We start from the raw sequence: 15,293 nt of genomic DNA, 5'->3' as shown, positions 1-15,293 counted from the left end.
GCTCATTGGCAAACTGAAAATAATCAACATTGGCTTTTAGATAAGCTATTTCAAGAAGATAAGCAGAAAATGTATGATGAAGATGGCGCCAGTATCTTGGCCATTTTACGCCGCTGGGCCTTAAATCTGGTGAAATTACACCCAGCTAAAACCAGCCAAACTCAAAAATTTAATCGAGCATGTTGGAGTGATGACTTCAGAGAAGAGATTATTTTTGGAACTGGTCAAAAAGTGTAATCAGCCCCTGGAGAAAGGTGGGGCCTAAATCAAACTCTGCAACGCCCGAACCTTCGAGAACTTGACCAGCAACAACTGAGGCAAAACCTGAAATGTTGACTTCTGCATAAGCGGTGGAGCTGAGCAAAAGTGAGCAAAGACCTAATGAAATCTTATGTTTCATAAAAAAGCCCTTTAAGTGAGTATATTCGTTTTTAAGCCTAGAACAGGTACAAACATACGCAAACTTTTATTAAGCATTTTTGCAACATGGTGGTTTGGCTCTCATTTTGAAAGATAAGTTTGATATTTTATGAGTAAAAAGCGTTAGGTAATTCGAGCTAACTTAAGTCAAAACTGTAAGTTCAATATTCTAAATTTGGAATGATTACTCAGCCATACCATTAAACTGTTCAGGTGAGACTGTGTTCTCCCTGAAAATTGTTTCGAAAATTTGCCAAAGAATATTACTGATTTTGCTAAATGAGAGACTCAAAGCTTGAGTGAAAAGTGGTGAGATAATTATCTTTATTAACAACATTAGCCAAAGCTAAATATGGTTTTTATTTAGTCTTTAGATTATAAAAATAACGTAATTGATACTTTTTTATTAAACTAAAATTGTTTTTTTACATAAAATGCTCTAAATCTATCATTGATTATGCTTGTTAAGTCAACGTCGATATTTATTCCATTTTCATGTGTATGCCAGCGCTGTAGCATATTTTACTGAGTCTTTTTCTCCGATGTAGTGGTTTTATACTGTATGGTTAGCGGCTTGATTGCTGCACAGTGCTATAGCACCTATAATCTTGCTCTCTTATGTTGAGTTTCTCTTCTTCCTAAAAATGATCCAATAAAAGGAATGTCATAATGCAAAGACGCAATTTTTTAAAAAGTGCGGCTATTTTGTCGACTGCGGGTTTTATCACGCCGGTACTGGCATCTTCCTCTAAATCGAGTGTCGTTGAACATAGCTCAAGCGATGGACGCCGCCGTTTTATCTTAACCAACACTTACCATCTTGTTGCCCCAGAAGGGTCTGAGGGCGTGGTTAAGTTGTGGATCCCTTTACCTGAAGACACGCAATTCCAATTGGTGAGTCAGTTGAATTTTACGGGCAGTTTTAAAGACGCCTATATCAGCTCAAACAACAGTTATGGTGCTAAAATCCTGTTTGCGACTTGGCCCGATGCCAAAGCGAACATGACAATAACGGTTGAGCTTGATATTGAAACGATAGATTGGGAACCCGTTAAAAGCGGCGCCTTAACCCATTACCGCACCCCAGAGCAGATACATTATCCTGCAGATGTTGAACGTTATTTGCTGCCGACTAAACACATGCTGATTAATGGTATTGTGAAGCAAACAGCAGATAAGATCGTTGGCAGCGAGACTGAACCACTGAAGCAAGCACGACTGATTTATCTTTGGGTTAGCGCTAATATGTTCCGCGATAATAGCGTGATTGGCTGTGGTACGGGTGATGTAGCAAGTATCCTCGAAAGTGGCAAGTTAGGCGGTAAGTGTACCGATATTAACTCAGTATTTGTGGCGCTAATGCGCGCAGTGGGGATCCCTGCCCGTGAGATGTTTGGGATTCGCTTAGGTCAGGCTATCAAGATGGGCGAATACTCTAAAAAGGCCTTTGGTAGTGCTGATGACAAAGGGTTTACCGATGTCAGTGGTGGTCAACATTGTCGCGCTATGTTCTATTTAGCGGGTTATGGTTGGTTGCCAGCCGATCCAGCCGATGTGACAAAAATGCGTTTGACGGAGAAAAAAGAACACAGCGATCCCGCAGTTCAGGCCGTGAATGATTACCTCTTTGGCAATTGGGAAATGAACTGGGTTGGCTTTAACTATGGCCGTGACTTTGATTTATTCCCTACAGCCGAACAGACACCACTGAATAATTTTGGCTACCCGTATGCCGAAGTTGATGGCGATCCCGTGAACTATTATGAGCCTAAAGTGTTTGCCTATGACTACCAGTCAACCGAACAACGCTAAGGGCCTCTTAGCGACTATGGCCGCCGCAGTGGTTGCTGCGGTTGCTTCAAGCCTATGCTGTATTGCACCGCTTATTTATCTGGTGTTCGGGGTGTCGGCCGCAAGTCTATCGGGGATTGAGCAACTTAGCTGGCTGCAAGTGCCCATGTTGCTACTGTCGTCTGGGCTGATTCTGATGGGATTTTGGCGGCTCTATTTTGCTAAAAAGCCACTGTGTACCGCGACGTTGAGTCGTACTCAGATGCTGTGGCTGTACTGGTTAACTGTACCTGTTGTGCTGGCATTTCAGTCATATCCTTTTGTATTACCTTGGTTATTAGAGGTGCTTGAATGAAGTTAGTGTTATTTCTCGCCTTAAGTATGTGTTCAGCGTCGAGCTGGGCGGCAAACGTGCTGGTCACCTTAGATGTTAAGGGCATGACTTGTCCGCTGTGTGTCACTGTCGTGAATAAAGCGCTGCGTAAAACCGATGGGGTGATTAAGGCCAAGGCTTCGTTAAAAACAGAGCAAGCCTTAGTGACAGTGCCAGAGGATTTTAATCTAGATAGTTTGCTTAAGGCCGTCGACGAAACTGGGTATAAGGGCAGTATTAATAAGGTAGAAAAACAATCCTAAGCGTTGGTGTCTTTAGTAACGGATTGAGCAACATTATAAAATATCAGTCTAGTTTTAAATGATTAGACTGATATTTCACCGAGAAAATACACTCTGTATCCCACCTGTTACTTCCTTCACTGCCTATTTTTTCCTTTGCGGGTCATTTCTTCGTTAGCTGTAATACACCTCGGGCTCAATACGACGTTGCCGCTCTTCATTTTTCTCCGATGATTCCTTAATCAGATCCAATTTTTGCGCTTGCAGTAATTCTAGTTGCTTGGCTTTTTGTTCTTCAGATAGATTTTCATCGGCTGCAACCTTCGCCATTTCTTCATCTATCTTATTAATTTTATCCCTATCGACTCCTGTACGGTTATCTAAAATAGCCTGCATGGCTTTGTCCAACCTGTTGATGCTTTTGTCTGTTTCAGGCGTGCCTGCAATGGCTTGCACATTACCCGTGTAGCCTTGTTTGGCGTTAGGGGCCAGATGGCTATAGGTATCGGCAGTCGTTACCGATGCTGCAGAGGAGAGCGTTACAGTATCTTGGCTTATTGATGAAGTTAGATTCGCCTCCGTCATTGAATTTGCACGATTTCCTAGGCCATTTGTGCTCGGCTCGACTTGCTTGAGTGGCACATTGGCATAACTTTTCGCAAAGGTATTGGTATAACTATTGGGGTTAATTGTGCTCATATTCGACTCCTTTATGTATGAATCTGTCCCTTGGCCACCTGCGGTTTAAAATGTTGAGCGGTTAACTAATGGGTGTTGCTGGACGTTTCAATATTATCTGATGACAACTTTGCAATTTGAATTAGCAAGTTATAGGCCAAGTTAGGTTTATTTGTGGTTGATTTATCAGGAGTCACTGTTAAACGATACTTTTAAAAAATATTTATACAAAAACTTGATCCTTGTACAACTATGGTACGTAATTAAAGACATAGTGATACAAGGAGTCGACTTATGTACAAGTTTAACCCGCAGCGAATTCAGATTGGGATCAGCGCTTGCTTATTAGGGGAGAAGGTTCGTTTTGATGGCGGACATAAAAATTCGACCTATTGTAATCAAGAAATTAAGCAATTTTTCGATTATGTGCCCATCTGTCCTGAAATGGCGATTGGCTTAGGTGCCCCCCGGAAAAGTATCCGACTAGTCCGTGATGGGGAAACCATCTTAGTTCAGAGCGGTGACGGTAGCTTAGATGTGACCGATAAGCTTAATGAATACAGCGAAAACAAGGTTGAAGAGCTCGATTTCCTCGGAGGATACTTACTTTGCGCTAAGTCGCCAACCTGCGGCATGGAGCGGGTAACAGAGTATAAAATTGGCACTAACAATGGTTCTAAGTCTGGCATTGGTGTATTTGCTCGCAAGTTGATGGAACGATATCCACTATTGCCCGTGGAAGAAGAAGGCCGCTTGCATGACATGGTGCTGCGGGAGAACTTTTTCACCCGCGTTTATGCCTATCACGATTGGCACCTGATGAAACATGAAGGGCTGACTAAACATAAGTTAGGGAAGTTTCATTCCCGCTATAAATACCTATTAATGGCACACAGCCCGACATGGTATCGCGAGCTTGGGCCGATAGTGGCCAATATTGAGGATCTTGAGCAAAGCGCGACCCGCTACTTTGAAGGCTTTATGACGGCGCTGAAAATTAATGCGACCCGTAAAAATCATACCAGTACGCTGCAGCATATTCAGGGTTACTTTAAAAAGCATTTGAGCAAAGAGCAAAAGATAGAACTGTCTGAAACGATTATGAAATATCGCCAAGGTCTATTGCCGTTATTAGTACCTATCACGCTCATTAACCATTATTTACGCGAATTTCCAACACCTTATATTGAAGAGCAAGTGTACTTAAACCCTCATCCTGAGGCGTTAAAGCTGCGCTATGCCTATTAACGTTTATCTAATCGCATTCAGTTGATTTTAGCTTTTGATTTAGTGAGTTATTACTGAAATATGAAACAAACTATAGAGAACAAGGCCCACATAGAACCCAATGGTGAGATATTACTCCCCATTGGTGAAGTGTCGGCCTTAACGGGCGTGAATGCCGTGACCTTAAGGGCATGGCAGCGCCGTTTTGGCTTAGTGATCCCTGCACGTACACCCAAGGGACACAGATTATATACGAGCGAAAATATCCAAGAAATCCATGAGATTAATGCATGGCTAGCTAAAGGTGTTGCGATCAGTAAGGTTAAACCTTTGCTGATGAGTGCTGCTAAATCTTCATTTACAGAAATAGTTCAAACCCAAGCCATTGATTTATGGTGCGAGCAAGTCACTGCGCTCAATACGGCATTATTCGATTTCAATCAGCACAAATTACAGCAGATATTAGATGATGCATTTGGCTTATATCCTTTCCAATTGGTGAAAGAAAAGTTGCTACAACCTTGGCTTAATCAACTCGAGGACTTAGTGAATGAGCGACTTGATGCCGAGTTGATTATTGCTTGGTTAAAGAGCGAGTTACTTAACCGAGTGGGTGGACGTCATGCCTTTACTGGGCAGGCCGTGACGGCGAGAATCGCTGTGGTGAGTCTATCCCGTGGGGTACATACCTCGCTTCATTCCACCCGCACTAACATTCTGTTTTCTCTACTTCTATCGCTCGAGTTAGCGTCGCTGCGGGTATCGGTTATTGATCTTGGCGAGCAAGCCATGGGCAGTTTACCTTTGCTGCGAGGCAGGCTTAACGTCGATGCACTTTTGCTTATTCCCGACTCAAATCATTCGGGTTCTGAACAGACTGAAATGCTGACTGTATTGGAGCAAATGACTTTCCCATGCTGGTTTATGGGGCCTTTTGCGCCAACGTTAAGCTTTTTATCTGCTTTTTTGGCGTCTTCGACGACGGACTTGATTGGGAAAATGCCATCTCGTTTAGCGGGGAAGGTGAATAGAAGTCGTAAGCACAGTGGAAAGATGAATACCGTGAATCAAAGCGAGCAGATAAATAGCGAGAAAAACAATGACATTAGCTAACGATTCAATGCAAATAGATTCAATTCCAATAAAAGTGCAGGGCAATAATGCACTGATGTGGTTTCGCCAAGATTTACGCCTTGCCGATAATCAGGCATTAACCGCTGCTTGCGATTGGGCGCGGGAGAATGGCGTGGCACTTAAGGCCATTTACATTGCTACGCCAGCTCAGTGGCAGCGCCATGACGTTGCGCCCATTCAGTTGGATTTTATCGAACGTCATATCAATTTACTTGCCCAAGGACTGGCGAGTCTTGGTATTGGATTCGAGTTAATTCAGTTAGATACCTTTGCTGATGTACCTGAGTTTATCGGTCACTATTGCCAGCAACTGGGGATTGGTCGAGTGTTTGCTGGTCGCGAGCCTGAGATTAACGAGCAACAGCGCGACCAAGCCTGTATTCAATCGGGGATTCCTCTGGTGTTAACCGATGAGCATTGTTTGCTTAAGCCGGGCACTGTGCTGAATTTGTCCGGCGACATGTACAAGGTTTTCACTCCTTTTAGCCGTAAGTGGCGAGAAATTGCCGCCCGCTATGCCATTTTGCCGCTTCCTGTTCCGGCGCCGCTTGGACCTGTGTTGGCCGAGCCAAAGCCGCTTTTGTTTAACAATGTCACTAAAGTGTCGAGTGAACTTTGGGCTGCGGGAGAAGGGCAGGCAAAGCGTTTGCTCTCGGCATTTATTCAGCAGAAAGTGCAGGATTATAAGCAAGATAGGGATTTCCCCGCCATTGATGGCACTAGTTCAATTTCACCCTATCTGGCCATTGGTGTGGTGAGCCCAAGACAATGCGTTGCCGCGCTGCTGCATCAATTCCCTGAGGTGATTGTCGACGACACTAGCCCTGCTCGTACTTGGTTAAATGAGCTTACTTGGCGTGAGTTTTACCGTCATTTGCTGGTGGCATTTCCCGATTTATCTAAGAATCACAATTTCAATCGTCAAGCCGACCATGTGCAGTGGCGTAATAACCCGCAGGAGTTTGCTGCTTGGTGTGAAGGTCGTACTGGCTATCCGATTGTGGATGCGGCTATGCGCCAACTCAATCAAACGGGTTGGATGCACAATCGGCTGCGTATGGTGGTGGCGAGTTTCCTGACTAAACATCTGCTGATTGACTGGCGCTGGGGTGAGCGCTATTTCCGCCAAAAACTGATTGATGGTGACTTAGCCGCGAATAATGGCGGCTGGCAGTGGTCTGCGGGTTGTGGCTGCGATGCTCAGCCTTATTTCCGTATTTTTAATCCTATAAGCCAGAGTGAAAAGTTTGATCCAGATGGCAGCTTTATCCGTAAGTATTTACCAGAGCTCGCATCTTGGGGAATTAAGCAATTACATCAACCCAGTACAGCGCAGACACCGTCCTTGTTTGAACAGCCGTTATTCAACACTAAAACGGCTTATCCAAGTGCGATTGTCGAGCACAGTGCAGCAAGAGCAAGGGCATTAACAGTATTAGGCGTATTGAAAAAGGCCACGGCCCAATAAATAGGATCAGGAGCAATAACAAGATGATAAACCAAGCGACGACTGAGACTAATACGCTTGTTGATGATTTTATTCAGCTTTATCAAGCTTTGAATAAAGATAACTTGCATCTGTTAGGTCGGGTTTACGACGACAGTATTAGTTTTACCGATCCTATGCATCAAATCACAGGGCTAGCGTCGTTAACTCAGTACTTCGCGAAGTTATATAAGAATGTTAAGCATATTCAGTTTGAGATCAAAGAAGTGCAGCAGGATGCGAACCAAGCCGCGCTGTTTTGGCAGATGGAATATAGCCACCCTAAGTTGAATAAAGGCGGACTTATCCGTGTTGATGGCATGAGCCAACTTAAATTCAACGACAAGATTTATTTTCACAGGGATTACTTCGACTTAGGGCAAATGTTGTATGAGCATTTGCCTTGTATGGGCGGCCTTATCCGCTTACTCAAAGACAGGGCGGCAAAGTAATGGACGCTGTTAAGCCGATGAAAGTAAATACAGTGCTGATCACAGGCGCAAGCTCAGGCATTGGGTTGCAACTGGCGCAGGATTATTTGTCCTTAGGTTGGCATGTCATTGCCTGTGGCCGCTCCCAAGAAAGGTTAGAGGCGTTAGCCTTGAATGAACTCTTAGGTGCTACGTTGTTTATCTTCGATATATCCCAGCGCGACCAAGTTCAACAAGCTGGCCAAAATGTAGCTGAGCTATTGGTGAAAACCGATTCTCAGCTCGATTTGGTCATTTTGAATGCGGGCAGTTGTGAATATATTGATGATGCTAAGGCCTTCGATGATGTGTTGTTCGAGCGTGTTATCCATACCAATCTAATTGCAATGGGATATTGCCTCGGGGCATTTTTACCTTTAATGCCTAGGGGGTCACGTATTGGCTTAATGAGTTCTAGCGCTATTTATTTACCTTTCCCTCGCGCTGAAGCTTACGGTGCCTCTAAAGCTGGCGTGCAGTATTTAGCCTCGAGTCTCGCGCTCGATCTTGCCAAGAACGACATAGGCGTGAGCTTGATTTGCCCGGGTTTTGTGGCGACACCACTGACCGCAAAAAATGATTTTTCTATGCCAATGCAAGTGGGTGTACAAACCGCTTCTAAGGCGATACGTAATGGGCTGAAAGGTGGCAAGCGCGAGATCCATTTTCCGCGACGCTTTACTTATCTATTGAAGTTGATGTCGTTTTTACCTGCCTTTGTGTGGCAAAAAATGATTGCAAACGATACTCAAGCCAAGCCGCTAAAGGACAAGAGTTTATGAAAAATATCGCCATCATCGGCACTGGCATTTCTGGATTAACCTGTGGCCATCTATTAAGTGAGTCGCACAGGGTTACAGTGTTTGAGGCCAATGACTATATCGGCGGCCACACGGCGACAGTCGATGTGGAGCATCAAGGGCAAACCTACGCTATAGACACAGGTTTCATCGTGTTTAATGACAGAACATATCCACGATTTGAACGTTTATTGGCTCGCCTTAATGTCACCATATTACCGACTGAGATGAGTTTTAGCGTGCACAATGCTCTGACTGGGCTTGAATACAACGGCCACAATTTAGGCAGTTTGTTTGCCCAAAAGCGTAACCTCCTGAATCCACGCTTTTGGGCCTTTTTAAAAGAAATATTGCGCTTCAATAAAGGCTGTAAGGCACTCTATCAACAGGATATTTATCCCGAAGGTAACTTAGGTGATTATTTAGACAATGAACACTTCTCACCATTTTTCGCTGAACATTACATTTTGCCCATGGGTGCGGCGATTTGGTCTTCGAGCATAGAAGATATGCGCGCGTTTTCGTTGAAGTTTTTTATTCGTTTCTTCCAGCACCATGGTTTATTAAATGTCAGTGATAGACCCCAGTGGTATGTGCTAAAGGGTGGCTCGCGTAGCTATATTCCTGATCTTATTGCGCCCTTTAAAGACAATATCCGCCTTAACTCACCTGTGACAGGTATTGAACGCCATGGCAATGGGGTGAAGTTACAAGTTCACGGTGAATGGTTGGAATTCGATGAGGTGATTTTAGCCTGTCATAGCGACCAAGCACTGCGGATGTTAAACGATCCTACGCCAACAGAACGCGCCATTTTAGGCGACCTCAGCTACCAGAATAACGATGTGGTGCTGCACATGGATACGCGTATTTTACCGAAGCGAAAAGCCGCTTGGGCGAGTTGGAACTATCGATTAGATGGTAATCTAAAACGCCCTGCATCAGTGACTTACAACATGAACATACTGCAACAGTTGCCAGCCAATGCACCGACCTTTTGTGTCACCTTGAATCAGTCAGAGTTGATTGATGAGGCAAAAGTCATACGCCGCTTCAACTATGCCCACCCAGTATTTAATGAAGCCAGCCTTAGGGCGCAGGGGCGCCGTGAGGAAATCTCCGGTCAAAATCATACCCATTTTGCTGGCGCCTATTGGCACAATGGTTTCCATGAAGATGGGGTTCGCAGTGCACTGGATGTGTGCGCCCATTTTGGTATCAGTCTATGACCGATCTAAATATGACCGATCTAAATATGACAGAGCTTAATAGTGGTATTTATTACGGCACTGTATCCCACAGCCGTTTTACACCGATTAAACATAGCTTTAGTTATGCCATGGCGCTGTTGGCGATTGATTTAGATGAAGTCGATAAGATCAGTGCCATGGGGCGAGTTTTTGCCAGCCAGCATCGCGCTTTATTAAGATTCAATCCTAAAGACTATTTAACTTCTTTTACGACTAAATCCAATGACAGCGGTGAAGTGGCTGTTGTTGATCCGAGCGCAGCTGCACTCAAGAGTCGCGTATTGACTCAAGTGGCAGCGTTAGGCGCAGATAAGCTGTGTGATCGAGTTTTGTTTGTGGGTCAGATCCGCCATTTTGGCGTGTATTTTAGCCCAGTAAATTTCTACTTTTGTTATCAGGATCAAACGCCTTTATACATGTTGGCCGAGGTGAGTAACACGCCTTGGGATCAGCGCCATTGCTATTTAGTCGATTTAGCCGCGCCCAAACCTTCTGACAAAGTGTTTCACGTGTCTCCCTTTATGACTCTCGATATGCGTTATCTCTGGCATGTGTCTGCGCCGAGTGAAGACTTAAACATCGGTATTGAAAACAAGTCGATGCAAGAGAATGGCAAAAAACTGTTTAATGCCAATTTAGTGATGAAACGCCAACCGATAACGGCGGCCAATTTACGGACGCTTTTGTTTCGCTTCCCTTTTATGACTCTCAAGATTTTCTTCGGGATTTATTGGCAAGCGCTAAAACTCTTTTTTAAACGTGTGCCCTTTGTGCCGCATCCAGCTCAGATGGAGAAATAACATGGAAAATACGGCTTCGCAAACCTCAGTCACCACAGGGAAACTGCCCGACAGTATTGCGCGTAAAGTCTTGCTTAAGGCGCTTGAAAGTCTCCCACATGGCTGCTTGACCTTGGTTGAGGGCGACAAGAGTTATCGTTTTGGTGAGAGTCATACCGACTTGCACGCCACGCTTGTGGTTAAACACCCGAGTTTTTATCGTCAAATCATGCTTTCAGGCTCCATTGGTGCGGGTGAAGGTTATATTCAAGGCCATTGGACGAGCCCTGATCTCACCAAAGTCGTACAACTGTTTGCCCGTAATTTAGCCTTACTCGATAAGATTGAAGCCAAATTCTCTTGGTTAACCGGCACGATAAACCGTGTGAAGCATGTGCTGAATCGCAATTCTCAAGAGGGCTCAAAGCGGAATATTCTTGCCCATTACGATTTAGGTAATGCTATGTATGAGCAATTCCTCGACCGTGAAATGTTGTATTCGAGTGCGCTTTATCCACATGAGGAAGCCAGTTTGCAGGAAGCGCAGTTGTTTAAGCTGATGACTATTTGTGAGCGGCTCGATTTACAGCCGGGTCAAACCTTGCTTGAGATTGGCACAGGCTGGGGCGCGCTGGCTATTTATGCGGCTAAGCATTATGGCGTGCACGTGACAACAACAACGATTTCAGATGCGCAATACGCCTATACCAAAGCCCGTGTCGAACGCGAAGGGCTAAGCGATAAAGTGACGCTGCTGACAGAGGACTATCGCAATCTCACCGGAGAATACGACAGGGTTGTTTCTATCGAGATGATTGAAGCTGTGGGGCATGAGTATTTACCAGGCTTCTTTAAAAAGCTGGAATCATTGTTAAAACCCAATGGGCGCATGCTGCTACAGGCGATAACTATTGCCGATCAACGTTATGACAGCTATCGCAAAAGTGTGGATTTTATTCAGCGTTATATTTTCCCCGGTGGCTGCTTACCCTCAGTGAGCCAAATGGTCGGTCACATTGCCAAACAGACGGACATGGTGGTCTGGTCGCTCAATGATATGGGGCTCGATTACGCTAAAACCTTAAAACATTGGCATGAGAATTTTGATCATGCGATAGGCGAAATCCAAGCTTTAGGTTATGGCGATGATTTTATTCGGATGTGGAAATTTTACCTAAGTTATTGTGAAGGTGGATTTTTAGAACGTACCACAAGCACAGTGCATTTAGTGGCTGTGCGTCCGGACTATCGCATTGCTAGCCATCATCTCCCAAGCCATAGCCCTAATGCGATGTAATCTGTTTTGATTAAGCAGTCACTTTAGTGGAAATAACCATTTTCGTTGGAATGAGCCGCTTTGTTTGCAGCAAGATAAAGTGAGGCAAAGATGAAGTCCATGTTAGCTAACTCTCGGGTTCCTTTTAAACATCAGGGCTTTATTCTCTATAACGCCTTGAGTTTTCAGGCTGTGTGGTGGTCTAGCGTACTTTGGCTTAACACCTCACTGTTGTTAACTATCCCTTTGTTATTATTTCACTTTATCCTGCTAGCTTCATTAGGTAAGCACGAGTATCGCAAAGTGGATTTGCTATTGATGCTAAAGGTTGCAGCCTTAGGAATAGGCGTAGATACCGTACTCTCTGTTTTAGCGGTGTTTGAGTTTGCTCTTTTCCCTTGGTGGCTTGGTTGCCTGTGGCTGCATTTTGCTTTGACCCTGAATCATAGTTTGGCCTTTATGCGACCTTTACCGCTGATATTTCAGGCGTTACTCGGGGGCATTTTGGGCGGGTTAAGCTATTTGGCTGGCGCACAATTTAATGCCGTGAGTTTGCCCTATGGTAATGTCATTTCTGCTGTGGTGTTATTTTTGGTTTGGCTAGTCTTGCTGCCATTTTTAATCCAACTTGCTAATCCCTATGGATTTAATCGAAGCACTAAAGCGCGTTCTTTTACTGTGTTTGGGCGTTAATTATTGAGTTGTAGGAATTGATCGCGGTTAAGTCATTATGCCGTTTTTAGTTAAGTACCTGTTGTAAGACATCATGCAGTAAAAGGGGGATCCCATGTCGTCAGTTCGTAATCGTAGCCCAAATCTTGGTTTTTCATTTTTGAATTCAAGCTGCTTAAGTCTATTGGCCCTCAGTTTATTGGCCGCCCCTTTAAAAGCGTTAGAGGCGAAAACGCCTGATTTTGAAAACATTACTATCGAACTGAATGATGCCACCGATGTGACGCAGACTTTTCAGGAAGTGGGCCGCGGAGAAATGGATTGGCTGTGGTTTAGTTTGTATAAGGCCAGACTGATGACGGTAAATGGCCGTTATCAACAGGGGCAATATCCTCTGCTGTTAGATATTGAATATTATCGAGATATTGAGTCAGAGGATTTGCTCGAAGCGACAAAAGATCAATGGCAGCATCTAGCGTTTGCCGAAAATGATATCCAACGTTGGTTGGGTTTATTAAATGCGACTTGGCCCGATGTGAAGCAGGGCGACCATTTAAGTTTTAAGGTGATAGATGGACAAACGAGTCAGTTTTTCTTTAATCATCAACCACTCGACATTATCCATGATGCTAATTTTGCTGAGGCATTTTTAGCGATTTGGTTATCGAAAGCCACTAGTCGTCCTAGTTTGCGGGCGCAATTACTCGGAGAAAAACCATGCGATTGTTGAAACGGCTTGTCGGCCGAAAGTTATTTTTAGGTTTAATAATGATAGGGCTGTTGTCGAGTTGTTCATCGGTGGAAGTGACTGATTATAAAGATACTCATCCGACATTGGTTTTGGAGTCATTTTTTAATGGACCATTAAAAGCCTCTGGGGTCGTACAAGATTTTAGTGGCAAAGTAATCCGCAAATTCAATGTCATTATGGAAGCCAGTTGGCAGGGAAGTGAGGGGGTCATTAATGAATGGTTTGTGTATGATGGTGAAACTCAAACTCGTGTGTGGCGCATCAAGGCACTAGGGGAAGGGCGATACTCAGGAACTGCAGGTGACATTATCGGGACTGCCGATGGCCAATCTAGCGGCAGTGCGCTACGTTGGAAATACGATATGTTATTGCCTGTGGATGGTGAGGAATATCAAGTTCATTTCGACGATTGGATGTTCTTAGTGAATGATAATACCATTATAAATCAGAGTGATATTATTAAGTTTGGCATCACAGTTGCTAAAGTCACTTTAGTTATTCAAAAATAGTTTCAGCAATTTTTAGTTAAGTTGGCTTACCCCAGCTTGTCTTGGATTAACTCTGTTGATTAAGACTTAAATTGGCTTAAACAGTATAGCTTGGCTAATAACCCCCTTTTTTCTGCATTAAAGTGTTGAAGTCAAACCAAAGTTGCAGCTAGGCATTTTTGCTAGTGGCATAAGTGATATATCGGGTAAGGTTATTGCAACCCATTGTTTAAATTTAATTAATTTGAGCTTAAGTCTAAATGGATAGGGGTAGTCGATGAATAAACACGTTGTTTTATGGGGAGTATTTTTTAGTCTGTCGTTAACTGCTTGTTCATCTTTTGACTTTAAGTTTGAGGATCATTCTGAGAAACAAGTCGATCCTCATCAACCCGCAAGCGATCCTATGGTGCAAGATAATGAACGTCGTATTCGAGATGCGAGAAAAGACGGGCAGTTAGAATCCGATTTTCTAAAACCTAGGTATCCAGTTAAGTTTAAATAAGAAAATGCCTTAGGAACTCACTGCAACCTCAATACTTAACTATCAATAGCAAGTATTAAGGTTGCTAGGGGAGAGGCGAAGAACTAACCCGCTTGACGACTGTTATCTATCGATTTTTTGTCATAATATTCAAACGGAAACAGATTACGAATCCTTTGCTTTACATTGTCACTCACGTTGGCAGAAATATGTAAGCGTACATCTCCTGATTTTTCAGCCCTAACAGTACAAGTCAGTTTTTCGGTTTTAGCGATTTGGCGGCATTCCCGTTCGAATCGTTCGGGGATCTTGCCCTTATGCTGAGTCATACGGCCATCTTTAAAATGCATTTCAAAAATAGTCAGACCTTTCTTGCCACCAAATATCAGTTTGTAAACGAGAAATATACCAATAGCGACAAAAATGAGTTTGAAAATATCGGCTGTCATAACGCCTCCTATCTTATGTTTATAGAACCAAGATACTCCCGAGTTAGTTGTTTTAACAGTGCGCTAACGCGCAATTTTGAATTGGCAATAAAATGATTCCAGCCTAGACTTAACTGGCTAAGGAAAAGTAACCCCTCAGTTAAGGAAAACGCCATGTACTTATCAAATGCAGATCGTTGGTCATTATTGTGTAAGAAGCAAATCGACGTTATCGAAAAACTTGCTACACATTTCCCCGAGAGAAAAGCACATCTAAGTGAGCTCACTCAAGGGTCAGGGGCTGATTACACTTTTTGACCAGTTCCAAAAATAATCTCTTCTCTGAAGTCATCACTCCAACATGCTCGATTAAATTTTTGAGTTTGGCTGGTTTTAGCTGGGTGTAATTTCACCAGATTTAAGGCCCAGCGGCGTAAAATGGCCAAGATACTGGCGCCATCTTCATCATACATTTTCTGCTTATCTTCTTGAAATAGCTTATCTAAAAGCCAATGTTGATTATTTTCAGTTTGCCAATGAGCCC

At 43.7% G+C, this 15,293-nt stretch carries 17 protein-coding genes and 3 pseudogenes; 16 read left to right on the top strand and 4 right to left on the bottom strand.

Annotated features, from left to right (window positions below; all coding sequences use genetic code 11):
- Positions 1-237, top strand: a pseudogene (locus L5M71_RS22665) (ISAs1 family transposase); the annotation flags it as partial.
- Positions 238-247: 10 nt separating this feature from the next.
- Here the strand turns inward: L5M71_RS22665 and L5M71_RS22660 are convergent.
- Positions 248-400, bottom strand: a pseudogene (locus L5M71_RS22660) (porin); the annotation flags it as partial.
- A gap of 689 nt (positions 401-1,089) precedes the next feature.
- Between L5M71_RS22660 and L5M71_RS22655 the strand changes: the two are divergent.
- Genes L5M71_RS22655 through L5M71_RS22645 form a run of 3 tightly spaced genes read left to right on the top strand, consistent with a single transcriptional unit; the run spans position 1,090 to position 2,847 of the window.
- Positions 1,090-2,232: a transglutaminase-like domain-containing protein gene (locus L5M71_RS22655; RefSeq protein WP_263209938.1), complete on the top strand. Its 1,143-nt coding sequence runs from the start codon at positions 1,090-1,092 to the stop codon at positions 2,230-2,232.
- A gap of 16 nt (positions 2,233-2,248) precedes the next feature.
- Positions 2,249-2,566, top strand: a complete 318-nt coding sequence (locus L5M71_RS22650; protein ID WP_317630061.1) for a hypothetical protein — start codon at positions 2,249-2,251, stop codon at positions 2,564-2,566.
- Positions 2,563-2,847, top strand: coding sequence for a heavy-metal-associated domain-containing protein (locus L5M71_RS22645; RefSeq protein WP_173243585.1), 285 nt, complete (start codon positions 2,563-2,565; stop codon positions 2,845-2,847). The genes L5M71_RS22650 and L5M71_RS22645 overlap by 4 nt, the downstream gene beginning before the upstream one ends.
- A 153-nt stretch (positions 2,848-3,000) precedes the next feature.
- On the opposite strand, the gene L5M71_RS22640 is transcribed toward L5M71_RS22645, so the two are convergent.
- Complete coding sequence (locus tag L5M71_RS22640) at positions 3,001-3,525, bottom strand: hypothetical protein (RefSeq protein WP_263209932.1); 525 nt, start codon at positions 3,523-3,525, stop codon at positions 3,001-3,003.
- Between the two features lie 273 nt (positions 3,526-3,798).
- On the opposite strand from L5M71_RS22640, the gene L5M71_RS22635 reads away from it, so the two are divergent.
- The 12 genes from L5M71_RS22635 to L5M71_RS22580 all read left to right on the top strand — a co-directional run bounded on the left by L5M71_RS22635 (position 3,799) and on the right by L5M71_RS22580 (position 14,342).
- On the top strand, positions 3,799-4,752 hold the full coding sequence (locus L5M71_RS22635; RefSeq protein WP_263209930.1) for a YbgA family protein: 954 nt from the start codon (positions 3,799-3,801) through the stop codon (positions 4,750-4,752).
- Between the two features lie 60 nt (positions 4,753-4,812).
- Entirely contained in the window at positions 4,813-5,844 is a 1,032-nt protein-coding gene (locus L5M71_RS22630; RefSeq protein ID WP_263209927.1) for a MerR family transcriptional regulator, read from the top strand.
- The gene (gene phrB / locus L5M71_RS22625; protein ID WP_263209925.1) at positions 5,831-7,333 is read left to right on the top strand and encodes a deoxyribodipyrimidine photo-lyase; all 1,503 of its coding nucleotides are present in this window, start codon (positions 5,831-5,833) and stop codon (positions 7,331-7,333) included. Before L5M71_RS22630 ends, phrB begins: the two co-directional genes overlap by 14 nt.
- A 23-nt stretch (positions 7,334-7,356) precedes the next feature.
- Positions 7,357-7,803: a nuclear transport factor 2 family protein gene (locus tag L5M71_RS22620; RefSeq protein WP_219251282.1), complete on the top strand. Its 447-nt coding sequence runs from the start codon at positions 7,357-7,359 to the stop codon at positions 7,801-7,803.
- Positions 7,803-8,603, top strand: a complete 801-nt coding sequence (locus L5M71_RS22615) for an SDR family NAD(P)-dependent oxidoreductase (RefSeq protein ID WP_263209923.1) — start codon at positions 7,803-7,805, stop codon at positions 8,601-8,603. Before L5M71_RS22620 ends, L5M71_RS22615 begins: the two co-directional genes overlap by 1 nt.
- Positions 8,600-9,850, top strand: coding sequence for an NAD(P)/FAD-dependent oxidoreductase (locus L5M71_RS22610; RefSeq protein WP_263209920.1), 1,251 nt, complete (start codon positions 8,600-8,602; stop codon positions 9,848-9,850). The genes L5M71_RS22615 and L5M71_RS22610 overlap by 4 nt, the downstream gene beginning before the upstream one ends.
- On the top strand, positions 9,847-10,671 hold the full coding sequence (locus L5M71_RS22605; protein WP_263209917.1) for a DUF1365 domain-containing protein: 825 nt from the start codon (positions 9,847-9,849) through the stop codon (positions 10,669-10,671). The genes L5M71_RS22610 and L5M71_RS22605 overlap by 4 nt, the downstream gene beginning before the upstream one ends.
- 1 nt (position 10,672) lies before the next feature.
- Positions 10,673-11,947: an SAM-dependent methyltransferase gene (locus L5M71_RS22600; RefSeq protein ID WP_263209913.1), complete on the top strand. Its 1,275-nt coding sequence runs from the start codon at positions 10,673-10,675 to the stop codon at positions 11,945-11,947.
- A gap of 90 nt (positions 11,948-12,037) precedes the next feature.
- Positions 12,038-12,619: a DUF2878 domain-containing protein gene (locus tag L5M71_RS22595; protein ID WP_263209910.1), complete on the top strand. Its 582-nt coding sequence runs from the start codon at positions 12,038-12,040 to the stop codon at positions 12,617-12,619.
- Between the two features lie 94 nt (positions 12,620-12,713).
- On the top strand, positions 12,714-13,328 hold the full coding sequence (locus L5M71_RS22590; protein ID WP_263209908.1) for a chalcone isomerase family protein: 615 nt from the start codon (positions 12,714-12,716) through the stop codon (positions 13,326-13,328).
- The gene (locus L5M71_RS22585) at positions 13,316-13,858 is read left to right on the top strand and encodes a DUF3833 domain-containing protein (protein WP_263209906.1); all 543 of its coding nucleotides are present in this window, start codon (positions 13,316-13,318) and stop codon (positions 13,856-13,858) included. The genes L5M71_RS22590 and L5M71_RS22585 overlap by 13 nt, the downstream gene beginning before the upstream one ends.
- Positions 13,859-14,114: 256 nt before the next feature.
- Positions 14,115-14,342, top strand: coding sequence for a hypothetical protein (locus L5M71_RS22580; RefSeq protein ID WP_131523646.1), 228 nt, complete (start codon positions 14,115-14,117; stop codon positions 14,340-14,342).
- 83 nt (positions 14,343-14,425) lie between these two features.
- Here L5M71_RS22580 and L5M71_RS22575 read toward each other — a convergent pair whose 3' ends face one another.
- Together L5M71_RS22575 and L5M71_RS22570 are read right to left on the bottom strand one after the other, a co-directional pair.
- On the bottom strand, positions 14,426-14,770 hold the full coding sequence (locus L5M71_RS22575) for a DUF3634 family protein (protein WP_105251862.1): 345 nt from the start codon (positions 14,768-14,770) through the stop codon (positions 14,426-14,428).
- 284 nt (positions 14,771-15,054) lie between these two features.
- Positions 15,055-15,293: pseudogene (locus L5M71_RS22570) on the bottom strand (ISAs1 family transposase); the annotation flags it as partial.

Origin of the sequence: Shewanella sp. SW1, assembly GCF_025653545.1 — a bacterium.
Lineage (GTDB): Bacteria > Pseudomonadota > Gammaproteobacteria > Enterobacterales > Shewanellaceae > Shewanella > Shewanella oncorhynchi.
This window is presented reverse-complemented; position numbering and strand designations above follow the sequence as displayed.

Excerpts from the sequence above, each read along its gene's own strand:
- L5M71_RS22600 (WP_263209913.1), top strand. The coding sequence starts at position 10,673 with ATGGAAAATACGGCTTCGCAAACCTCAGTCACCACAGGGAAACTGCCC.
- L5M71_RS22645 (WP_173243585.1), top strand. The coding sequence starts at position 2,563 with ATGAAGTTAGTGTTATTTCTCGCCTTAAGTATGTGTTCAGCGTCGAGC.
- L5M71_RS22610 (WP_263209920.1), top strand. The coding sequence starts at position 8,600 with ATGAAAAATATCGCCATCATCGGCACTGGCATTTCTGGATTAACCTGT.
- L5M71_RS22630 (WP_263209927.1), top strand. The coding sequence starts at position 4,813 with ATGAAACAAACTATAGAGAACAAGGCCCACATAGAACCCAATGGTGAG.
- L5M71_RS22635 (WP_263209930.1), top strand. The coding sequence starts at position 3,799 with ATGTACAAGTTTAACCCGCAGCGAATTCAGATTGGGATCAGCGCTTGC.
- L5M71_RS22585 (WP_263209906.1), top strand. The coding sequence starts at position 13,316 with ATGCGATTGTTGAAACGGCTTGTCGGCCGAAAGTTATTTTTAGGTTTA.
- phrB (WP_263209925.1), top strand. The coding sequence starts at position 5,831 with ATGACATTAGCTAACGATTCAATGCAAATAGATTCAATTCCAATAAAA.
- L5M71_RS22575 (WP_105251862.1), bottom strand. The coding sequence starts at position 14,770 with ATGACAGCCGATATTTTCAAACTCATTTTTGTCGCTATTGGTATATTT.
- L5M71_RS22615 (WP_263209923.1), top strand. The coding sequence starts at position 7,803 with ATGGACGCTGTTAAGCCGATGAAAGTAAATACAGTGCTGATCACAGGC.
- L5M71_RS22620 (WP_219251282.1), top strand. The coding sequence starts at position 7,357 with ATGATAAACCAAGCGACGACTGAGACTAATACGCTTGTTGATGATTTT.
- L5M71_RS22590 (WP_263209908.1), top strand. The coding sequence starts at position 12,714 with ATGTCGTCAGTTCGTAATCGTAGCCCAAATCTTGGTTTTTCATTTTTG.
- L5M71_RS22655 (WP_263209938.1), top strand. The coding sequence starts at position 1,090 with ATGCAAAGACGCAATTTTTTAAAAAGTGCGGCTATTTTGTCGACTGCG.
- L5M71_RS22595 (WP_263209910.1), top strand. The coding sequence starts at position 12,038 with ATGAAGTCCATGTTAGCTAACTCTCGGGTTCCTTTTAAACATCAGGGC.
- L5M71_RS22580 (WP_131523646.1), top strand. The coding sequence starts at position 14,115 with ATGAATAAACACGTTGTTTTATGGGGAGTATTTTTTAGTCTGTCGTTA.
- L5M71_RS22605 (WP_263209917.1), top strand. The coding sequence starts at position 9,847 with ATGACCGATCTAAATATGACCGATCTAAATATGACAGAGCTTAATAGT.
- L5M71_RS22650 (WP_317630061.1), top strand. The coding sequence starts at position 2,249 with ATGGCCGCCGCAGTGGTTGCTGCGGTTGCTTCAAGCCTATGCTGTATT.
- L5M71_RS22640 (WP_263209932.1), bottom strand. The coding sequence starts at position 3,525 with ATGAGCACAATTAACCCCAATAGTTATACCAATACCTTTGCGAAAAGT.